The organism is Streptomyces sp. NBC_01808 (genome assembly GCF_035917395.1).
Lineage (GTDB): Bacteria > Actinomycetota > Actinomycetes > Streptomycetales > Streptomycetaceae > Streptomyces.
In genome coordinates, this window is the sequence record NZ_CP109072.1 from 3,403,555 (window position 1) to 3,423,493 (window position 19,939).

The window sequence follows — 19,939 nt, forward strand, 5'->3', positions numbered from 1 at the left end:
CGAACGTCCCCGGCTGTTCCCCGGCTTTCCCCCCGCGGAAATGCGTTCAGCTCGGACACTAGGGTCTACGGAACGATATCCGCCCCGGGCTTCGCGGGGACAGCTCGTATCCGGGATTGTGGATAACTACGTGTGGATAACCGCGCCGCCGCGGCCCCGCCGCGTAGCGCGGGAGACGACCGGACGTGCGACAAAAGGGGGCAGGGCATGAGCCGCTGGATGGAGGCGCTCACGATCGAGCGCGGAGGCTTCCGGATCCGGGTGCCGGAGTCGTGGTGGGAGTTCGACGTACGGCCCGAGTCCCGGGACGACAGCATCCGGCAGATGGTCAACGACCGGGTCCGCCGCAATCCCGAACTGGCCGAGCAGCGCGGCGTGCTGGAGGCGTTCCTGCGCAAGGCCGCCAAGGACGCCTGGGCTTCCGGCGCCCTGTACTGCGGCTGCATGGCGGAGAGCTTCGGCGGCGACGTGCCGGTGACCGGCTCGATCACCGTCTCCCTCATCGGCGCCCGCACCGAGAGCGGCGAGCTGCTGCCGACCGACCCGGCGCTGATCGTCGGCCAGATCAAGCAGATCCGGCCGAAGAAGGAGGGCGACGCCTGGCGGAAGGTCTCGACCGTCGAGATCGAGGGGATCGGCACGGCCGCCCGCACGCAGGGCGTCGAGGACGTCAAGATCCCTGGTGACGACCGCACGATCCGCGCCGTGCTGATGCAGACCTTCATCCCGGTGCCCGGCCAGGAGGGCAAGGTGGCTCTGGTGGCGGGGAGCAGTCAGGTGCTGGACCTGGCGGACTCGTTCTTCGACGTGTTCGACGCGATCACGTCGACGTTCCGGTTCATCGGCGAGTAGCGCCGCGCGGACGGCACCGCGGCGTACGCGTCGGCCCCGCGGGCGCCTCCGTACGGTACGGCCCCCAACCCGCCCCGCTCCCCCGTCACTTCGGCGCGCATCGGTTCACCTCGGGGTGAGCACGTTCTCCAGGAAGGGCTCTATCGCCCGGTGGAACGCCTCGGGGTCCTCCAGGTGCAGCAGATGGCCGGCCTCCAGCTCCGCGTACTCACCGCGGGGCAGGACGCGGACCATCTCCTGTGCCTCGGCCCGGCCCAGCTCGCCGTCGATGCCGCGGATCACCAGGGCCGGGCACTGCACGAGGGCCAGCTCCTCCCAATGCGCGTCGTGCACCCACGTCTCGCGGGCCCGCAGCATCTGCCGGCGGGAGAACACCGGGCGCCAGCCGTCCGCGCGCTCGGCCATCACCTCGGCGAAGAACTCGCCGCGCGCGGGGCGCGGGCGCTCCAGGATGGGGTCGTCCTCGCCGAACCACTTGCGGACGTCGGCGAGCGTGGCGAACGGCGTCGGCCAGGAGCGGAACCACTCCTCCCACTCGCGCTGCGAGGCCGTGCCGAGCGCCGAGGCCCGCATGTCGCAGATCACCAGCCCCCGCATCAGGTCGGGGCGGCGGGCGGCCAGTTGCCAGGCGGTCAGGGCGCCCATCGAGTGGCCCACGAGGACCACCGGCGCGAGGTCCAACTGCTCGATGACGGCTTCCGCGTCCGCGATGTACGCCTCGCGGTCGAACGGGCCGTCCCCCGGTTTGTCACTGCGCCCGTGCCCGCGCTGGTCGAGCGCGATGGCGCGGGAGCGGGCGGAGAGCCAGCGGGCGGTGGTCGCCCAATGGGACCCGCGGCCCATCAGGCCGTGCAATAACAGCACGCCGGGGCGGTCCTGCGGCGCCGTGCCCGGCGGGCCGCCGGCCGGCCCGGCGGCGGACCGCTTGCGCGCCGCGATGCCGTCAGCACCGCGCTTCGGCGGATCTCCGTACTCCCAGGCGGCGAGACGCAGCCCGCCCGCCCCCGGCACGTTGATACGACGCACCATGTGTGCCGACACCCCCAATCCGTTCGGCAAGCTCACGCTATCGAATGTCTATTCGAACACCGCGGCACTGGGCCCAACACCCCTCGTTCGAGTGACCCCGGCCGGGGATTGGCCGCGGTCGTCGCGGGGAGACAGAGACCGGGAGACGGACCCGCATCGGGGACAACGGGTCCGTGGGGAGGCGACCCTGGGAGCTCGGGGCTCCGGGTCGGTACGGGGAGGCGGGGCCCCGGCGAGCCAGGCGCCGGGGCCCTCGTCACACCCCCCGCAGGTGCGCGGGGGTCCGGATATGTCAGCGGCATGACCCACCCCTCCCAGATGCCGTCAGCGACAGAGTGGCACGCCCCGTCCCGGTGCGCTGCCGTTCGGACAGGAATCCCGCGGTCCGCTTAACGCCAACCGCGACAACGGCGCAAAACCGCCACCAGCCTGGCCCGAACGGATCTAGCGCTTGGCCACGAAGACGTGCGAGGCGACCTCGGCGTCCAGCTCGGCGGCCTCGCCGCCGCTGCCGACGAGCACACCGCCGGCCGAGTCCGTCACGCTCACCACCGCGCCCGGCTGCACACCGGCGCGCCGCAGCGTGTACATGAGCTGGGAGTCGGTCTGGATCGGCTCGCCGATCCGGCGGATGATCACCGTCCCGGCGTCGGGACCCAGCGCCGACAGGCTCACCATGCCCTCATCCAGGAACGGGTCCGCCTCGGCCTTCTCACCCAGCTCCTCAAGGCCGGGGATGGGGTTCCCGTACGGCGACTCCGTCGGGTGCTTGAGCAGCGCCAGCACGCGGCGCTCCACGGCCTCGCTCATCACGTGCTCCCAGCGGCACGCCTCCGCGTGCACGTGCTCCCACTCCAGGCCGATCACGTCGACCAGCAGGCACTCCGCCAGGCGGTGCTTGCGCATCACCCGGGTCGCGAGCATGCGACCCTCTGCCGTCAGCTCCAGATGCCTGTCGCCGGCCACGCGCACCAGCCCGTCCCGCTCCATGCGGGCGACGGTCTGGCTCACCGTGGGGCCGCTCTGGTCGAGCCGCTCCGCGATTCTCGCGCGCATGGGGACGACGCCCTCCTCTTCGAGTTCGAGGATGGTGCGGAGATACATCTCCGTTGTGTCGATCAGTCCGGACATGCGTGCCCCTAGATTTCTCGTGCGGTGGCCCTGCACCAATTCTGACTCATCACGGTGACAACCGGACCTGCCGCGTTCCTTTCGCCTGACTTTCGCCGCCGATCTACGGGAAAAAGGCGATCCGCGCCCGGGCTCCCGGGTCCTGGTCACGGACCCCACCGGGCAGGTGTACTAACCCAGCAGCTCCGCCAGGTCCAGCGAGGCCGCGACCCGTACGGCCACGTCCTCCGCGTACGCCGCATCCTGCCGGGTGAAGCCCTTACGGCCGCCGCCGCGCAGGAACGTCACGACGCCCAGCGTCCGGCCGCGGCTGCGCAGCACCGTACACAGCGCGTGCATCGTGCCAGGCGGCCACTTCCGCGCCACCGACCAGCCCTCCGCGACCTCCGGGTCCACGCCGCCGCAGCCGGCGCGCACCGTGCCGCCGCGCTCCACCGCCTGGAGCGCGGGGTGCCCGGCGGGGTAGCGGACGGGGAAGCCGTGCGGCCCGGCCGGCAGGCACGGGCCAGGGCCCTCGGCGGGGGTGGCCGCGGCCCGGGTGAGCTGCACCGGGCCCGGGGGCGCACCCGCGTCGTGCGGGGCGCCGGGGCCCGGCGGGGAGCCGGGGTCCGCGGGGGCGGCGGCCAGGTCGACCAGCGCGTGGTCGGCGAAGCCGGCGAGCGCGAAGTCCAGGTAGACCGTCGCGGCCTCCATCGGGTCCTCGCACTCGGCCGCCGCGCGCGAGGCGCGGTGCAACTGGTGGTCGCGGAAGCGCAGCACCGAGGCCGCGTCCTCGGCGAGCTTCGCCTCGGTGACGTCCTGGAAGAGCCAGCCGACGCCTAGGGGCACCGGGTGCTCGGCGAGCGGCGAGGCGAGCCGTACGAACGCGCCGCGCAGGCACCGGCGCCGTATCGCCGGATCGCCGCCGGTCTCGCCGCGCACCGTCACCCACATGTCGGCGGGGACCGCGGTGCTGCCCTGCGCCAGTACGTGCTGGAGGGCGCTCTCGACCTCCTCCGCGCCCTGCTCCAGCAGCTCGCCGAAGGGGCGCCCGAGCAGCCCCGAGCGCCGGGCGCGCAGCACGCGCGCCGCCTGGCCGTTGGCCAGCGCGGGACGCAGGTCCGCGTCCACGAGGAGCACGCCCCAGGCGGCGTCCTCGCACAGCGCCTCGCTGAAGGCGATAGACCGCTCCAGGTCCATCTGCGCGTGGACCTCGCTGAACGCGCAGTAGACCCCGACCGCGACCCCGCCCGTCTCGGCGCCGCCCGGGCGGACGGCGGAGGTCTGGGTGCGTACGAGCACCCGGCCGCCGTCCTTGCGCAGCAGCGCGAACTCCTGCACCTGCCGCCCCGGCACGTCCATCGCGCCCATCAGCCGCGCCTCCACCTCGGCGGCGTCGTCGGCGCGGACCGCCCAGCCGGCCAGCCCGTGGCGGCCGACGGCCTCCGCGGCGGTCCAGCCGAGCAGCCGCTCGGCCTCGCGGTTCCAGTGGGTGACGACGCCCTCGGCGTCGAAGGCGCACAGGGCGGCGTCCATGCCGTCGAGGAGCGCCACCAGCAGATCGGGGGCCGCGGCGCGGCGGTCCTGCGGCGGCGTGTCCTCAGCGGCCGCGTCCGCCGCCGCGGGCGGTGACCCGGCGGCGTCGTCTCCCGTGCCCGGAGCGTCGGCGCTCTGCTCGCCGGAGGCGTTCCTGCGGTCCCGGTTGGTACGCCGGGTCGCGCTCATCAGGCACCCCCTGCTCGCCGCGGCGTCGTGTGCGTGGTGTGGTGCACCCGGATCATTCAACTCGAACGTGACGCAGCACACACCCCATTCCGTCGAAATCGTTGCACGCGAAGGGGCTCCACCGGGAGGGGGCGCCGGCGGGTAACCCGGTGGCCGCGCCCCGGGACCGCCCGGGGACCAGCGGGTTCCGGCCTTACGCGGAGGTGGCCGGAGTGCCCGCGGCCGGGGCCGCCGGGGCCGCCGAGAAATCACTTGAGGGGGCGGAGGGGCGTGCCTAGTGTGTGAGGCACACGAGAAGGGAGGTGGTTCGGCAGATGATGAAGTACCGGACGCGTGAGGTGACTGCGGGCTAGTGGTCCGCCGTCGCGCTTGAGCGCAATGCCGGACCCGGGTGCCTAGGACGCACCCAGCCGGCCCTTATCCCAAGCAGTTCACCCGACCCGCGGTCCGCCGGTACGTCCGACCGGCTCCCCTCCAGGGGAATGGGCCGCGGGTCGTCTGCTGCGCGGGCCCCGTTCTTTCCCGGCCTTCGTGCCACGGCGGGGGCTCCGCCCCCGGCCCCGCGCGCGCCGTCGCCGCCGCGGTCGTCGTCGTCCCCTACCGCTACGGGCAGAGACGCTCCACCGTCCAGCCGCCGCCCGCCGCACCCTCGGTGCGTACGTACCTCAGGCGGTCGTGCAGCCGGTTCTCGCGGCCCTGCCAGAACTCCACCGTCCGCGGCCTGACCCGGAAGCCGCCCCACTCCGGCGGCGCCGGCACCTGCTCGCCCTCCGGATAGCGGTCCGCCAGCTCCTCGTACATCCGGTCCAGCTCCGCCCGCGACGCCACCGCCGACGACTGCTCGCTCGCCCACGCGCCCAACTGCGAGCCGTGCGGCCTGGTACGGAAGTACGCCACCGTCTCGTCCCGGCCCGTACGCTCCGCCGCCCCCGCGACGATCACCTGGCGGGCGACGGGGTGCCAGGGGAAGAGCAGCGACACATGCGGGTTCGCGGCCAGCTCGCGGCCCTTGCGCGAACCGTAGTTGGTGTAGAAGACGAACCCCCGCTCGTCCACCTGCTTCAGCAGCACGGTGCGGGAGCTGGGCCGGCCCTCGGCGTCGGCGGTGGAGACGACCATCGCGTTGGGCTCGTGCAGTCCGCTCGCCGCGGCCTGCTGGAACCAGCGGCCGAACTGCTCGAAGGGATCGGCGGCGAGGGAGTCCTCCGACAGTCCCGCGGCGCGGTAGTGCGCGCGCATGGCGGCCGGATCGAGGGAGCGTTCGGTGTCAACGTCAACGTGTCGCACCTACATATCTTGCAGTATGAGCGGCCGTTGCGGGGCGGGAGTCTGCCCGCTCGACGCACTCCGTAACCCTCCGGGCCGCGATCGGTGGAGTGTGCCCGATCTCACGTCCCCTCGCATGTAGGCGACCCGACAGATCGGCCGCCCGACCACTGTGGAAACTCCACACCCCCGGCTATGGTGGCCCGGAATGCACGCCCCGGACCGCGAGCGATGGCGCCGCGGAGCCTGGCCAGCAGGTACACCCCCCGCACCACTCCACGCCCTGGGGCCGACCCGTCCGTCGCTGCACACCCCCCGCAGCGCACGCCACACATGAGGGAGCCGCCTGATGTCCGATTTCGTACCCGGGCTTGAGGGAGTCGTCGCCTTCGAGACAGAGATCGCCGAACCCGACAAGGAGGGCGGCGCGCTCCGTTATCGCGGTGTGGACATCGAGGACCTGGTGGGTCAGGTCTCGTTCGGCAACGTCTGGGGTCTTCTGGTCGACGGCGCCTTCAAACCCGGTCTGCCGCCCGCCGAGCCCTTCCCCATCCCCGTGCACTCCGGCGACATCCGCGTCGACGTGCAGTCCGCGCTGGCCATGCTCGCGCCCGTCTGGGGGTTGCGGCCGCTGCTCGACATCGACGAGGCGCGCGCCCGCGAGGACCTGGCGCGGGCCGCCGTCATGGCGCTGTCGTACGTCGCCCAGTCCGCCCGCGGGCAGGGGCGGCCGATGGTGCCGCAGCGGGAGATCGACAAGGCCCGTACGGTCGTCGAGCGGTTCATGATCCGCTGGCGCGGCGAGCCCGACCCCAAGCACGTCGCCGCCGTCGACGCCTACTGGACTTCCGCCGCCGAACACGGCATGAACGCCTCCACCTTCACCGCCCGCGTCATCGCCTCCACCGGCGCCGACGTCGCGGCGGCGCTGTCCGGCGCGGTCGGCGCGATGTCCGGGCCGCTGCACGGGGGCGCGCCGTCGCGGGTGCTCGGGATGATCGAGGAGATCGAGCGCACGGGCGACGCCGAGGGCTACGTGAAGCGGGCGCTGGACAACGGCGAGCGGCTGATGGGCTTCGGCCACCGCGTCTACCGCGCGGAGGACCCGCGGGCGCGGGTGCTGCGGCGCACGGCGAAGCAGCTCGGCGCGCCGCGGTACGAGGTCGCGGAGGCGCTGGAGAAGGCGGCGCTGGCGGAGCTGCGGGCGCGGCGTCCCGACCGGGTGCTGGAGACGAACGTCGAGTTCTGGGCGGCGATCGTGCTGGACTTCGCGGAGGTGCCGGCGCACATGTTCACGTCGATGTTCACGTGCGCGCGGACAGCGGGGTGGTCGGCGCACATCCTGGAGCAGAAGCGGACGGGGCGGCTGGTGCGGCCGTCGGCGCGGTACGTGGGGCCGGGGACGCGGTCGCCGCAGGAGATCGAGGGCTACGCGGAGGCGGGCGGCTCGGCGTGAGGCGGGGATCGGCGTAAGGCGGGGACCGGCGTGAGGCGCGGCTCGGGCTGAGGCGGGTCGGCCTGGGACGGACCGGCCCGAGGCGGGTTTGCCGGGCGGCCCGAGGCGGTTCGGTTCTGATGCGGCTGGGCCTGGGCCCCTCGGGGCGACCGCGGCTTCGTTGTCGGTGGAGCGGCCTACCCTTGGGCGGGTGTGCGGGGGACGTGGGGTGGGCTGTCGCGGTTACGGGCCGGGTGGCTGGCCCGGCCCGGGCTCAGCGGGCGTTGGCGTTCGACAGGGCTGTCGTCAGCAGGTGCGACCACTGCGTCACGACGCGGTCGCGGCGGGCGCTGTCGTCCGTGAGCAGGGTCGCCAGGCCCAGGCCCCGGGCCATGTCGAGGAACCCCTGCACCGTCTCCCGTACGCCCGGCACCGACTCGTCGGCGCCGAGGAGCGCCACCGTCATCCGGTGCGCCTCCCGGCCGACGCGGGCCTCCAGTGCGGCGACGCGGGGGCGTAGCTGCTCCTCGTTCGCGGCGGCGACCCAGAGCTGGAGCGCGGCCCGGAAGAGGGGCCCGGTGTAGAGGTCGACGACCCCGCGCACGACGGCGGCGGTGGCCGCGTCGGCGGGGGGCGTGTCCGCGGCGGCGGCTCGTACCGGATCTGCTCCGTCCGCTCGTACCGGATCCGCTGCCCCCGCCGCCGGGGGCAGCGCGCGCAGGGCCGCCGAGCGTTCCGCCGCCACGTGTTCCACCGCCGCCGTGAACAGGTCCTCCCTGGTCGGGAAGTGGTGCTGCGCCGCGCCCCGCGAGACGCCCGCCCGCTCCGCGACCACACTCACCGTGCTCCCGCCCCAGCCCAGTTCCGCCAGGCACGCCACCGCCGCCTCCAGCAGCCGCTGCCGGGTCGCCCGGCTGCGGTCCTGCTGCGGGCCCCGGCCCCGTGGCTGGCGCGGGGCGTCCGTCAGCGGAACCACTTCGGCTCCCGGCGCTCCAGGAACGCCGTCATGCCCTCCCTGGCCTCCGGGGACGCGAACAGCGACGCCGACAGCTCCGCGAACGGCTCCGTGTCCCGGTCGAACGCCCGCAGCACCTCCCCCGTGACCAGCCGCTTCGACGCCGCCAGCCCCTGCGGCGACGCCGCCCGCAACCCGTCGAGCACCGGCGTCAGCAGCGCGTCCACGTCGTCCCCCGCCAGCGTCACCAGGCCGATCCTCGCCGCCTCCTCCGGGCCGAAGCGCTCGCCCGTGAGGTAGTAGCGCGCCGCCGCGCGGGCGTCCAGCCGCGGCAGCAGCGGCATCGAGATCACCGCGGGCGCGAGCCCGAGCCGCGCCTCGGTGAACGCGAACGTCGCCCCCGTACCCGCCGCCGCGATGTCGCACGCGCCGAGCAGCCCGAGGCCCCCGGCCCGTACGTGCCCGGTCACCCGCGCGACGACGGGCTTCGGGCACTCCACGACCGCCCGCAGCAGCCGCGCCAGCGCCAGCGGCCCGTCCGTGGGGGCGGCGGCGGCCGTGGCCTCGCCGAGGTCGGCGCCGGCGCAGAAGGTGTTGCCGGTGTGGGTGAGCAGGACGGCCCGAGCGTCGTCGTCCTCGGCGGCGGCGGTCAGTCCCGCGTCGAGTTCGGCCATGAGGCGGGCGGAGAGCGCGTTGCGGTTGTGGGGCGAGTCGAGCGTGAGGGTCGTGACGCCGCGGTCGTCGCGCGCGGTCCGGACGAGGGGCGCATCGTCGGCGGCCGGTTCTGCGGGTGCGTCGGTCATGGCGGGGAGGCGCTCCTTCGGTACGTCGGCGTCGTCAGTACGACTTGGGCAGGCCCAGCGTCTGGTGCGACACGTAGTTGAGGATCATCTCCCGGCTCACCGGGGCGATCCTGGCCACGCGGGACGCGGTGAGCATCTGCGCAAGACCGTACTCGGTGCTGAGCCCGTTGCCGCCGAGGGTGTGCACGGCCTGGTCGACGGCCTTCGCCGCCGCCTCCGCGGCCGCGTACTTCGCCATGTTCGCCGCCTCGCCCGCGGCTGCTGCCAGGTCGGCGGCACCACCGGCGTCGTACAACGCCGCGGCCTTCTGCGTCATCAGCCGGGCCAGCTCCAACTCGATGTGCGCCTGCGCGAGCGGATGCGCGATCGCCTGGTGCACGCCGATGGCGCCGCCCTTCCACACCTGGCGCGTACGGGCGTACTCGACGGCCCGCGCCACCGCCTGCCGCCCCAGGCCCAGCGCGAACGCGGCGGTCATGATGCGCTCGGGGTTGAGCCCCGCGAAGAGCTGGAGCAGACCGGCGTCCTCGTCGCCGACGAGGGCGTCCGCGGGCAGCCGCACGTCGTCGAGGACCAGCTCGAACTGCTTCTCCGGAGCGTGCAGCTCCATGGGTATGTGAGAGCGCCGAAAGCCCTCGGCGTCGCGCGGGACGATGAACAGACAGGGCTTGAGCTTGCCGGTACGGGCGTCCTCGGTGCGGCCGACGACGAGCGTGGCGTCGGCGATGTCGACGCCGGAGATGAACACCTTGCGGCCGGACAGCACCCAGCCGTCGCCGTCGCGGCGGGCGGTGGTGGTGATGCGGTGCGAGTTGGAGCCGGCGTCGGGCTCGGTGATGCCGAAGGCCATCTTGCGGGTGCCGTCGGCGAGTCCGGGAAGCCAGCGCCGCTTCTGCTCCTCGGTGCCGAAGCGGGCGATGACCGTGCCGCATATCGCGGGCGACACGACGAGCATGAGAAGCGGGCAGCCGGCGGCGCCGAGTTCCTCCAGCACGATCGCCAGCTCCGCGATGCCGCCGCCTCCGCCGCCGTACGCCTCGGGGAGGTTGACGCCGAGGTAACCGGCCTTGCCGGCCTCGGCCCACAGCTCGTCGGTGTGCCGGCCGTCGCGGACGGCGGCGGTGAAGTAGTCGCGGCCGTAGCGGGCGCCGAGCGCGGCGACGGCGGCGCGGAGGTCACGGTGCTCCTGGGGTTCGAGGATGGCGCTGGTCATGGCTGTCGGCCTTCCTGATCGCGGGGCGGGGCGTCTGCTGCTGCGGGTTCTTCTGCGGCCTCTTCTGCGGCCTCTTCTACGGCCTCGGCTGCGGCTTCGACTACGGCCAGGAGGGCGCCGACCTCGACCTGGCGGCCGGGGGCGGCGTGCAGGGCGGTGAGCACGCCGGAGGCGGGGGCGGCGACCTTGTGCTCCATCTTCATCGCCTCCAGCCAGAGGAGGGGCTGGCCCTGGCTGACGGTCTGCCCGGGGGCGATCCCGTCGGCGAGGCGGACGACGGTGCCGGGCATGGGGGCGAGGAGGGAGCCGGGCGGGGTGTCGGCGCGGGGGTCGGGAAAGCGGGAGAGAGGACGGAGGGCGTACGAACCGTGGGGGGTGTCGACGTAGGCGGCCGGCGCGGGCCGGCCTCCGGCCGGGGCGTCGTAGACGGCGACGTCGAAGGCACGTGCGACACCGGCGACTTCGAGCACCACGCGCCCGGGAGCGGCGGAGAGCACGCGCACCTCGGGCAGGCCGTCGGCGCGTACGCCGTCGCGGGTGAGGCGGTAGCGAACCTCGACCTCGGCACCGCCGGGCTCGACCCGGTACCCCTTCACCTGCGGCTGCGACGGCACATTGCGCCACCCCCCGAACCGGACGGGCAACACGGCGCCCTCCGCCTGCTGTCGCGCGGCGGTATCGGCGAGCGCGGCGGCGAGAGCGGCGAGTCGGAGGTGCGCGTCAGCGTCGCCAGGGGTGGGGGTCAGCGTCGGCAGGTGGGTGTCGTAGAACGAGGTGGTCATCCGCGCGCCGGTGAACTCCTCGTGTGCCAGCGACCGGACGAGCAGGTCCCTGTTCGTCACCGGGCCGTGGATCCGTGCCCGCCGCAGCGCGGTCGTCAGGTGGCGGACCGCCTCGGCGCGGGTGGGGGCGTGGACGATCACCTTGGCGAGCAGGGCGTCGTAGTACGGGGTGACGGTGTCGCCGGCGGTGTAGCCGGTGTCGAGGCGGAGGGCGGAGGATTCCCCGATCCCGCCCCTTCCCGATACCGGGGCCCCGCCCAGGACCCCGCCGGGGCTGCGCCCCGGACCCCCCGGGACGTACGGCACACGGTCGTCCCCGGCCTCCAGGCAGTGGACCCGGCCCGTCTGCGGGGCGAAATCCGACGCCGGGTCCTCCGCGTACAGGCGGGCCTCCACCGCGTGGCCCCTCGGCTGCGGTGCCGACGGCGGCAACGGCGCGCCCTCCGCGATCCTCAACTGCCCGGCCACCAGGTCGACCCCGTACACCGCCTCCGTCACCGGGTGCTCCACCTGGAGCCGCGTGTTCATCTCCAGGAACTGCGCCCGCCCGTCCGGCGCCAGCAGGAACTCCACCGTGCCCGCGCCCACGTACCCGATCGCCCGCGCCGCCCGTACCGCCGTCTCCTCCAGCTCCGCCGCCACGCCCGCCGCAAGGCCCGGTGCCGGGGCCTCCTCCACCACCTTCTGGTGCCGCCGCTGCAGCGAGCAGTCGCGCGTGCCCAGCGCCCACACGCCCCCGTGCGCGTCCGCGAGCACCTGCACCTCCACGTGCCGCCCGCCCTCGACGTACGGCTCGACGAACACCTCGCCGTCCCCGAACGCCGCCGCGGCCTCCGCCGCCGCCGACGCCAGTTCGGCGTCCAGCGCGGCCAGTTCGAGGACGACCCGCATGCCGCGACCGCCGCCGCCCGCCGCCGCCTTGACCAGCAGCGGCAGGTCGGACTCCACCGCCTTCGACGGGTCGAAGGGCGCCAGGCCCATCAGTTCCTTCGCGCGCGTCTTGGACGCCATCGCCTCGATCGCCTCCGGCGGCGGCCCGACCCACGTCAGCCCCGCCGCCCCGACCGCCCGCGCGAACTCCGCGCTCTCGGAGAGGAACCCGTAGCCCGGGTGCACCGCGTCCGCGCCGGCCGCGAGCGCCGCCGCGACCAGCAGGTCCGCCCGCAGATACGTGTCCGCCGCCGCCCGCCCCGGCAGCCGGACCGCCGCCCCGCCGGCGTCCAGCGCGGCGCGTACGTGCAGCGCGCCCGCGTCCGCGTCGGAGTGCACGGCGACGGGCGTGATGCCCAGCTCCCGGCAGGTGCGGAAGACGCGGCAGGCGATCTCGCCGCGGTTGGCGACGAGGAGGGTGCGGATCATCGGTGCTCCCCTATGGATGCCGGTCGCCCTGTGGATGCCGGTCGCCTTGTGGATGCCTGTCGCGCGGTCATAGCCGGAACACCCCGTACCCGTCGTGCACCCCCGCGTACGGCGCCGTGTGGATCGCCGACAGGCAGATCCCCAGCACCGTGCGGGTGTCCCGCGGGTCGATGACCCCGTCGTCGTACAGCCGCCCCGACAGGAACACCGGCAGCGACTCCGCCTCGATCTGCTGCTCCACCATCGCCCGCAGCGCCGCGTCGCCCTCCTCGTCGTACGGCATCCCCTTCGCCTCCGCCGACGCGCGCGCGACGATCGACAGCACGCCCGCGAGCTGCTGCGGCCCCATGACCGCCGACTTGGCGCTCGGCCAGGCGAAGAGGAACCGGGGGTCGTACGCGCGGCCGCACATGCCGTAGTGGCCGGCGCCGTAGCTGGCGCCCATGAGCACCGACAGGTGCGGGACGCGGGAGTTGGAGACGGCGTTGATCATCTGGGCGCCGTGCTTGATGATGCCGCCCTGCTCGTAGTCCTTGCCGACCATGTAGCCGGTGGTGTTGTGGAGGAAGACCAGCGGGATGTCGCGCTGGTTGGCGAGCTGGATGAACTGCGCGGCCTTCTGCGACTCCTCGCTGAACAGCACCCCGCGCGCGTTCGCGAGGATCCCGACGGGATAGCCGTGCAGCCGCGCCCAGCCGGTGGCCAGGCTCGTCCCGTACAGCGGCTTGAACTCGTCGAAGTCCGAGCCGTCCACCACCCGCGCGATCACCTCGCGCGGGTCGAACGGGATCTTCAGGTCGCCCGGCACGATGCCCAGCAGTTCGTCCTCCGGATACGCGGGCGGGGCGGCCGGCGGCGGGTCGGGGTGCGCCTTGCGCCAGGCGAGGCGGGCGACGACGCGGCGGGCGGTGTGCAGGGCGTCCGGCTCGTCGACGGCGAAGTAGTCGGCGAGTCCCGAGGTACGGGCGTGCATGTCCGCGCCGCCCAGCGACTCGTCGTCGCTCTCCTCGCCGGTGGCCATCTTCACCAGCGGCGGGCCGCCGAGGAACACCTTCGCCCGCTCCTTGACCATGATCACGTGGTCGCTCATGCCCGGCACGTACGCGCCGCCCGCCGTGGAGTTGCCGAAGACGACGGCGACCGTGGGGATGCCGGCCGCGGACGAGCGGGTGAGGAACTTGAAGAGCGCGCCGCCCGGAATGAAGATCTCCTTCTGCGACGGCAGGTCGGCGCCGCCGGACTCCACGAGGTGGATCGACGGCAGCCGGTTGGCGAGGCTGATCTCGTGGGCGCGGAACGCCTTCTTCAGCGTCCAGGGGTTGGACGCGCCGCCGCGTACGGTCGGGTCGTTGGCGGTGATCAGGCACTCCACGCCGGAGACGACGCCGATGCCGGTGACGAGCGAGGCGCCCACGGCGTAGTCCGAGCCCCAGCCGGCCAGCGGGCTCAGTTCCAGGAACGGGGTGTCGGGGTCGAGCAGCAGCTCGATGCGCTCGCGTACGAGCAGCTTGCCGCGGGCCCGGTGCCGGGCGACGTACTTCTCGCCGCCGCCCGCCACCGCCTTGGCGTGCTCCTCGTCGAGCGCGGCGAGCTTGTCGAGCATCGCGGCGCGGTGGGCGGCGTAGTCGGGGCCCGCGGTGTCCAGCGACGAGGCCAGCACGGTCACAGCAGCTCCTCGGGTATGTCGGCGTGCCGGGCGCGCAGCCACTCGCCGAGTGCCTTGGCCTGCGGGTCGAAGCGGGCCTGGGAGGCGACGCCGTCGCCGAGGAGTCCTTCGACGGTGAAGTTGAGCGCGCGGAGGTGCGGCAGGACGTGCCGTACGACGGGGAAGGGGGCGGTCTCCGGGAGGAGTTCGCGGAAGCGGTCGACGGTGAGGGTGTGGGCCAGCCACGGCCAGGCGGCGCCGGACCGGGCCCAGACGCCGAGGTTGGCGCTGCCGCCCTTGTCGCCGCTGCGCGCGCCGGCCACGGCGCCGAGCGGCGCGCGGCGGGTCGGTCCCGGCGGCGGGGGCGGCGGCAGGGGCGGTTCCGGTACGGGCTCCAGCGCCCGGGTGCGCGGCGGCGGGGCGACGGGGACGCGGGTGCCGTCGGGGAGCACGGCGGTGTGGGGGACATCGGCGGCGGGGACGTACGCGGCCTCGAAGACGCCGTACGGCTGCGCCCTGCCGGGCGGGGCGGTGACGTGGAAGCCGGGGATGCTGGCGAGGGCCAGTTCGACGGCGGCGCCGCTGACGGCGCGGCCGACGGCGGCCTCGTCGGGGTCCCGGACGGCGAGGCGGAGCAGGGCGGACGCCTCCTCCTGCACGTCGGCGTCGGGGCGGTCGGTGCGGGCGAGGGTCCAGCGGACGTCGGCGACGCCCTTGAGGGCGGGCGCCATCTGGTCGCGTACGAGGGCGGCCTTGGCGTCGATGTCGAGGCCGGTGAGGACGAAGACGACCTCGTTGCGGTGGCCGCCGAGGCGGGAGAGGCCGACCTTGACGTCGGGGGGCGGCGGCTCGCCGCGTACGCCGGTGACGCGGACGCGGTCGGGTCCGTCCTGGGCGAGGCGTACGGAGTCGAGGCGGGCGGTGACGTCGGGCCCCGCGTAGCGGGGTCCCGCGGTCTCGTAGAGGAGCTGGGCGGTGACGGTCCCGACGGTGACGGCGCCGCCGGTGCCGGGGTGCTTGGTGATGACGGCGCTGCCGTCGGGCTCGATCTCGGCGAGGGGGAAGCCGGGGTGGCGGACGTCGTGCTCGGTGAAGAAGGCGTAGTTGCCGCCGGTGGCCTGGGTGCCGCACTCCAGCACGTGGCCGGCGACGACGGCACCGGCGAGGGCGTGCAGGGCGGGGTCGTCGGGGTCGTCGGGGTCGTCGGGGTCGTCGTCGGTGGCTGGGGACCAGCCGTAGTGGGCCTGGGCGGCGCCCGTGACGAGCGCGGCGTCGGTGACCCGGCCGGTGACGACGACGTCGGCGCCCGCGCGCAGGCAGGCGGCGATGCCGGCGCCGCCGAGGTAGGCGTGGGCGGCGAGGGCGCCGGGCCACGTGCCGCGGGCGGTGAGGTCGTCGCCCTCGACGTGGGCGACACGGGCCGGCACGCCGACGCGCTCGGCCAGTTCGCGGACGGCGGCGGCGAGCCCCGCGGGGTTGAGGCCGCCGGCGTTGACGACGAGCGCGACACCGCGGTCGCGGGCGAGGCCGAGGCCGTCTTCGAGCTGGCGGAGGAAGGTCCTGGCGTAGCCGGCGGCGGGGTCCTTGAGGCGGTCGCGGGCGAGGATGAGCATGGTCAGCTCGGCGAGGTAGTCGCCGGTGAGGACGTCGAGTTCGCCGCCGGTGAGCATCTCGCGGACGGCGGCGAAGCGGTCGCCGTAGAAGCCGGAGGCGTTGCCGATACGGAGGGTCACGGGCGCTCCTCAGGAGCAGCGCCGGTACGGGCCGTGCCGTCCGGCGCCGGGTCCCGCCCGGCGCCCGGCGGGCCCGCGAACGCCTGGGCGATGCCCAGCCAGCGCTCCGCCTCCGCGCCCTCGGCGACGAGCGCGGTGTCGGTGCGGTGCACGCGCTGGGTGGCCAGCAGGCAGAAGTCGAGCGCGGGCCCGGTGACGCGCTCGGCGGCGTCCTCAGGACCGTACGCCCACACCTCCCCGCCACCGCCGGGCGCGGTCAGCTCGACACGGAACTCTTCCGCGGGCGGCGCGAGTCGGTGCACGGCGTACGCGAAGTCCCGCGTCCGTACGCCGATACGGGCCACGTGCCGCAGCCGGGCGGTGGGCGCACGCCGTACGCCCAGCGCGTCGGCGACGTCCTGCCCGTGCGCCCAGGTCTCCATCAACCGTCCCGAGGCGACGCCCCCGACGCTCATCGGCGGCCCGAACCACGGCATCCGCACCCCCGCCGGCTGCGCCAGCAGCACCCGCCGCAGCTCCTCGCGCCCCTGCCGCCATCCGTCCAGCAGCACCCCGGGCGGCTGCGCGGCCCCCCGCTCGGCGCCCTCGTCGACGAAGCCGAACGGCGCCTCCCGGGCGTGCGTCAGCATCCCCCGGAACTCGTCGGGATCGCGGGCGGCGGCGAGCGCGGCGCGATCGGTCCACGCGAGGTGGGCGATCTGATGCGCGACGGTCCACCCGGCGGCGGGGGTGCCGAGCGCCCACCGCTCGGGCGGCAGCCCGGCGACGAGGGCGTCCAGCGCGGCGCTCTCGTCGCGGAGGTCGTCGAGCAGGGTGATGATCTCCGGGCCCGCCATGCTGCGCTCCCCTCGTGACTACTGCGCAGTAGGGTGGCAGCGGGCCGGAAAACAAGCAAGCGTGCTTGCCGGATTCAGCCCGGGGTGCGTCAGCTTCGCCCGCCCCGCTCGCCCTCCTCCGGCAGGCCCTCCGCGAGGAGTTCCGCCAGGTGGCGGGCGCGGATGCCGGCGAGCTGGGCGAGTTGGGTGCGGCAGGAGTAGCCGTCGGCCACGACCGCCGCGTCTTCCGGCGCGTTGTGTACGGCCGGGAGGAGCTGGTCTTCCGCGCAGGCGGCGGAGACCTCGTAGTGGCCGCGCTCGAAGCCGAAGTTGCCCGCCAGGCCGCAGCAGCCCGAGGCGAGTCGGCCCTCCAGACCCGCCTTCGCCATCAGGCGGCGCTCGGCGCCGTCGCCGAGGACGGCGTGCTGGTGGCAGTGGGTCTGGCCGGTGACCGGGCGGTCGAGGCGGGGCGGGGTCCAGTCGGGGGCGGCGGTTTCGAGGGCTTCCGCGAGGGTGCGGACGCGGGCGGCGAGGCGCGGGGCGCGCTCGTCGTCGGGCAGCAGCTCGACGAGGTCGGTCTTGAGCGCGGCGGCGCAGGGCGGTTCGAGGACGACGAGGGGCGGGCCGGCCGCGCCCTCGTCCGCGTCGTCGCTCCCGCCGTCCGCCGGCTCCAGCGCGTCCAGCGTGCGCCGCATCGCCTCGCGGGCCTGGTCCAGTTGGCCCGTAGAGACATACGTCAGCCCGCAGCACACCTTCCCCGCCTCCCGCGGCAGCCCCACCCGCAGCCCCGCCGCCCGCAGCACCCGGACCGCCGCCGTACCCGCCTCCGGCGACAGGTAGTTCGTGAACGTGTCCGGCCACAGCAGCACGTCCGGATCCGCGTCGACGCCCCGCCGCAGCGACCGCGTCAGCGGCACCCGCGCGATCGGCGGGATCGCCCGCTCCCCCGCGAGCCCCGCCGCCCGCTTCGCCACCGCCGCCAGCGGCCCCACGGCGGCCAGCGCGTTCGCCACGCCCGCGGCCCGCAGCGCGGCCGTCAGCCGCAGCCACTGCGGCAGCCGCCCCATCGCGTAGTGCGCCATCGGCCGCCGCCGCCCGGCGTAGTGGTGGTGCAGGAACTCGGCCTTGTACGTGGCCATGTCGACGTCCACCGGGCAGTCGCTGCGGCACCCCTTGCACGACAGGCACAGGTCGAGCGCCTCGCGCACCTCCTCCGAGCGCCAGCCGTCGGTGATGACCTCCCCCGCCAGCATCTCGTGCAGCAGGCGCGCGCGCCCGCGCGTGGAGTGCCGTTCCTCGCCCGTGGCCCGGTACGACGGGCACATCACCCCCGGACTCCCCGCCGGGTTCCGGCACTTGGCGACCCCGACGCACCGCCGCACCGCCGCCGCGAAGTCGCCGCCCTCGGGACCGTCGTGCGGATAGCCGAACGCCACCGGCACCGGCACCCGCGGCAGCGGCGCGAAGCGCAGGTCGGCGTCGAGGGGGGCGGGGCGGGCGATCACGCCGGGGTTGAGGGCGCCGTCGGGGTCCCAGAGATCCTTGAAGCCGCCGAAGAGGCCGACGAGTTCGTCCCCGTACATCGCGGGCAGCAGCTCCGAGCGCGCCCGCCCGTCGCCGTGCTCCCCGGACAGCGAACCACCGTGGGCGACGACCAGATCAGCCAGCTCCCCCGAGAACTCCCGGAAGCGGCCGACGCCGGGCGCGGTCAGCAGGTCGAAGTCGATCCGGACGTGGATGCAGCCGTCGCCGAAGTGCCCGTACGGCAGCCCGCGCAGCCCGTGCGCGGCGAGCAGCGCGCGGAACTCGCGCAGATACGCCCCGAGCCGTGCGGGCGGCACCGCGCAGTCCTCCCAGCCGGGCCACGCCTCGCTGCCGTCGGGCATGCGGGTGGCGGTGCCGGAGGCGTCCTCGCGGATACGCCACAGGGCGCGCTGCGCGGCGGGCTCCGCGACGACGGTGTGGTCGACGGCGTCGGCGGCGCGGCACACCTCCTCGGCGGCGGCCCGCGCGGCGGCGGGGGTGTCGCCGCCGGTCTCGACGAACAGCCAGGCGCCGCCGCGGGGCAGCGCGTGCGCGTCGGGCACGAGGTCGGCGGCCATGCCCTCGACGGTCAGCGGGCGCAGCGGCAGCAGCCCGGGGGCGGCTTCCGCGGCGGCGGACTCGTCGGCGTAGCCGAGGACGGCGAGGGCGCGGGCGGGGGGTGCCTCGACGAGGCGGACGGTGGCCTGGGTGAGGACGGCGAGGGTGCCTTCGCTGCCGGTGAAGGCGCGGGCGAGGTCGCCGCCGCGCTCGGGGAGGAGGGCGTCGAGGGCGTAGCCGGAGATGCGGCGGGGGAGGTCGGGCCAGCCGGGGAGGTCGCGGGGGTGCGGGGCGGGGGCGCCGGCGTCCGCGGCGGGGGCGCCGGCTCCGTCCCGTACGCCACCCGCATGCCCGTCTGCACCGTCGCCCGCCCGGCCGGCGGCGCGCCCCACCGCGCGCCCGCCCGTCCGCAGCGTCGCCAGATGCCCCTCGACGAACTCCCGCAGCCCCGGCAGCACCCCGAGGTCCCGCTCCAGCCGCACCGCCCGCCCGCGGTACGTCACCACGTCCAGCGCCCGTACGTTGTCCGCGGTCGTACCCCACGCGACGCTGTGCGAGCCGCAGGAGTTGTTGCCGACCATCCCGCCGATCGTGCACCGGCTGTGGGTCGACGGATCGGGCCCGAACGTCAGCCCGTGCGCCGCCGCCGCGCCGCGCAGCCGGTCGAGCACGAGCCCGGGCTGCACGACGGCGGTGCGCGCCCCGGGGTCGAGGTCGACGAGCCGGTTCAGGTGCCGGGTGAAGTCGAGGACGACGCCGGCGCCCACGGCGTTGCCCGCGATGGACGTGCCGCCGCCGCGGGCGACGACGGGCGCGCCGTACTCCCGGCACACGGCGAGCGCCGCGGCGACGTCGTCGGCGTCGCGGGGGGCGACGACGCCGAGGGGGACCCTTCGGTAGTTGGAGGCGTCCATGGTGACGAGGGCCCGGTCCCGGGTCCCGAACCCCACCTCGCCGCGGACGGCGGCCCGCAGCCGGCGCTCCAGCGCCACGACATCCACCCCGGCGTCCGTACCCGCGTCCGCGCCCGTCTCCGTATCCATAGCCCCAGCGTGCCGGACACCCCCACCCCGTCGCGCGTATTGACGTGCCTCACTCGCGCCTCTAACGTCCGACCCCAGAAAGATTCGCAACT

14 protein-coding genes are annotated in these 19,939 nt (G+C 74.9%); 2 read left to right on the forward strand and 12 right to left on the reverse strand.

Annotated elements, in window-relative coordinates:
* Positions 1–207 precede the first annotated feature (207 nt).
* Entirely contained in the window at positions 208–852 is a 645-nt protein-coding gene (locus tag OG946_RS14520; RefSeq protein ID WP_326796536.1) for a hypothetical protein, read from the forward strand.
* 105 nt (positions 853–957) lie between these two features.
* Here the strand turns inward: OG946_RS14520 and OG946_RS14525 are convergent, their stop codons facing one another.
* The 4 genes from OG946_RS14525 to pdxH form a co-directional block, all read right to left on the reverse strand.
* Positions 958–1,881 (reverse strand): alpha/beta fold hydrolase, encoded by a 924-nt coding sequence (locus OG946_RS14525; protein ID WP_326796537.1) that lies wholly within the window; start codon positions 1,879–1,881, stop codon positions 958–960.
* Positions 1,882–2,325: 444 nt separating this feature from the next.
* Positions 2,326–3,012: a metal-dependent transcriptional regulator gene (locus OG946_RS14530; protein WP_326796538.1), complete on the reverse strand. Its 687-nt coding sequence runs from the start codon at positions 3,010–3,012 to the stop codon at positions 2,326–2,328.
* A 171-nt stretch (positions 3,013–3,183) separates the two neighbouring features.
* On the reverse strand, positions 3,184–4,716 hold the full coding sequence (locus tag OG946_RS14535; protein WP_326796539.1) for a PAS domain-containing protein: 1,533 nt from the start codon (positions 4,714–4,716) through the stop codon (positions 3,184–3,186).
* A gap of 603 nt (positions 4,717–5,319) precedes the next feature.
* Positions 5,320–5,955, reverse strand: coding sequence for a pyridoxamine 5'-phosphate oxidase (gene pdxH, locus OG946_RS14540; RefSeq protein ID WP_326800252.1), 636 nt, complete (start codon positions 5,953–5,955; stop codon positions 5,320–5,322).
* 376 nt (positions 5,956–6,331) lie between these two features.
* Here pdxH and OG946_RS14545 point away from each other — a divergent pair, with 376 nt between their 5' ends.
* Positions 6,332–7,438, forward strand: a complete 1,107-nt coding sequence (locus OG946_RS14545; RefSeq protein ID WP_326796540.1) for a citrate synthase 2 — start codon at positions 6,332–6,334, stop codon at positions 7,436–7,438.
* A gap of 253 nt (positions 7,439–7,691) precedes the next feature.
* Here OG946_RS14545 and OG946_RS14550 read toward each other — a convergent pair whose 3' ends face one another.
* The 8 genes from OG946_RS14550 to OG946_RS14585 all read right to left on the reverse strand — a co-directional run bounded on the left by OG946_RS14550 (position 7,692) and on the right by OG946_RS14585 (position 19,847).
* Positions 7,692–8,393, reverse strand: a complete 702-nt coding sequence (locus OG946_RS14550) for a TetR/AcrR family transcriptional regulator (RefSeq protein WP_326796541.1) — start codon at positions 8,391–8,393, stop codon at positions 7,692–7,694.
* Positions 8,381–9,175, reverse strand: coding sequence for an enoyl-CoA hydratase family protein (locus tag OG946_RS14555; RefSeq protein ID WP_326796542.1), 795 nt, complete (start codon positions 9,173–9,175; stop codon positions 8,381–8,383). The genes OG946_RS14550 and OG946_RS14555 overlap by 13 nt, the downstream gene beginning before the upstream one ends.
* A 34-nt stretch (positions 9,176–9,209) precedes the next feature.
* Complete coding sequence (locus OG946_RS14560; protein ID WP_326796543.1) at positions 9,210–10,388, reverse strand: acyl-CoA dehydrogenase family protein; 1,179 nt, start codon at positions 10,386–10,388, stop codon at positions 9,210–9,212.
* The gene (locus tag OG946_RS14565) at positions 10,385–12,529 is read right to left on the reverse strand and encodes an ATP-binding protein (RefSeq protein ID WP_326796544.1); all 2,145 of its coding nucleotides are present in this window, start codon (positions 12,527–12,529) and stop codon (positions 10,385–10,387) included. Before OG946_RS14565 ends, OG946_RS14560 begins: the two co-directional genes overlap by 4 nt.
* A 67-nt stretch (positions 12,530–12,596) precedes the next feature.
* Positions 12,597–14,195 carry an acyl-CoA carboxylase subunit beta gene (locus OG946_RS14570; protein WP_326796545.1) on the reverse strand — a complete coding sequence of 533 codons (1,599 nt, stop codon included), beginning with the start codon at positions 14,193–14,195 and terminating at the stop codon, positions 12,597–12,599.
* Positions 14,192–15,907 carry an acyclic terpene utilization AtuA family protein gene (locus OG946_RS14575; protein WP_326796546.1) on the reverse strand — a complete coding sequence of 572 codons (1,716 nt, stop codon included), beginning with the start codon at positions 15,905–15,907 and terminating at the stop codon, positions 14,192–14,194. Before OG946_RS14575 ends, OG946_RS14570 begins: the two co-directional genes overlap by 4 nt.
* Positions 15,904–16,743, reverse strand: a complete 840-nt coding sequence (locus OG946_RS14580; RefSeq protein WP_326796547.1) for a TIGR03084 family metal-binding protein — start codon at positions 16,741–16,743, stop codon at positions 15,904–15,906. Before OG946_RS14580 ends, OG946_RS14575 begins: the two co-directional genes overlap by 4 nt.
* Positions 16,744–16,832: 89 nt before the next feature.
* The gene (locus OG946_RS14585; RefSeq protein ID WP_326796548.1) at positions 16,833–19,847 is read right to left on the reverse strand and encodes an FAD-binding and (Fe-S)-binding domain-containing protein; all 3,015 of its coding nucleotides are present in this window, start codon (positions 19,845–19,847) and stop codon (positions 16,833–16,835) included.
* Positions 19,848–19,939: the final 92 nt, after the last annotated feature.

What these genes read in the sequence shown, in the direction of transcription:
- OG946_RS14520 (WP_326796536.1), top strand. Translation starts at nt 208, where the DNA reads ATGAGCCGCTGGATGGAGGCGCTCACGATCGAGCGCGGAGGCTTCCGG.
- OG946_RS14525 (WP_326796537.1), bottom strand. Translation starts at nt 1,881, where the DNA reads ATGGTGCGTCGTATCAACGTGCCGGGGGCGGGCGGGCTGCGTCTCGCC.
- OG946_RS14530 (WP_326796538.1), bottom strand. Translation starts at nt 3,012, where the DNA reads ATGTCCGGACTGATCGACACAACGGAGATGTATCTCCGCACCATCCTC.
- OG946_RS14535 (WP_326796539.1), bottom strand. Translation starts at nt 4,716, where the DNA reads ATGAGCGCGACCCGGCGTACCAACCGGGACCGCAGGAACGCCTCCGGC.
- pdxH (WP_326800252.1), bottom strand. Translation starts at nt 5,955, where the DNA reads ATGCGCGCGCACTACCGCGCCGCGGGACTGTCGGAGGACTCCCTCGCC.
- OG946_RS14545 (WP_326796540.1), top strand. Translation starts at nt 6,332, where the DNA reads ATGTCCGATTTCGTACCCGGGCTTGAGGGAGTCGTCGCCTTCGAGACA.
- OG946_RS14555 (WP_326796542.1), bottom strand. Translation starts at nt 9,175, where the DNA reads ATGACCGACGCACCCGCAGAACCGGCCGCCGACGATGCGCCCCTCGTC.
- OG946_RS14560 (WP_326796543.1), bottom strand. Translation starts at nt 10,388, where the DNA reads ATGACCAGCGCCATCCTCGAACCCCAGGAGCACCGTGACCTCCGCGCC.
- OG946_RS14565 (WP_326796544.1), bottom strand. Translation starts at nt 12,529, where the DNA reads ATGATCCGCACCCTCCTCGTCGCCAACCGCGGCGAGATCGCCTGCCGC.
- OG946_RS14580 (WP_326796547.1), bottom strand. Translation starts at nt 16,743, where the DNA reads ATGGCGGGCCCGGAGATCATCACCCTGCTCGACGACCTCCGCGACGAG.
- OG946_RS14585 (WP_326796548.1), bottom strand. Translation starts at nt 19,847, where the DNA reads ATGGATACGGAGACGGGCGCGGACGCGGGTACGGACGCCGGGGTGGAT.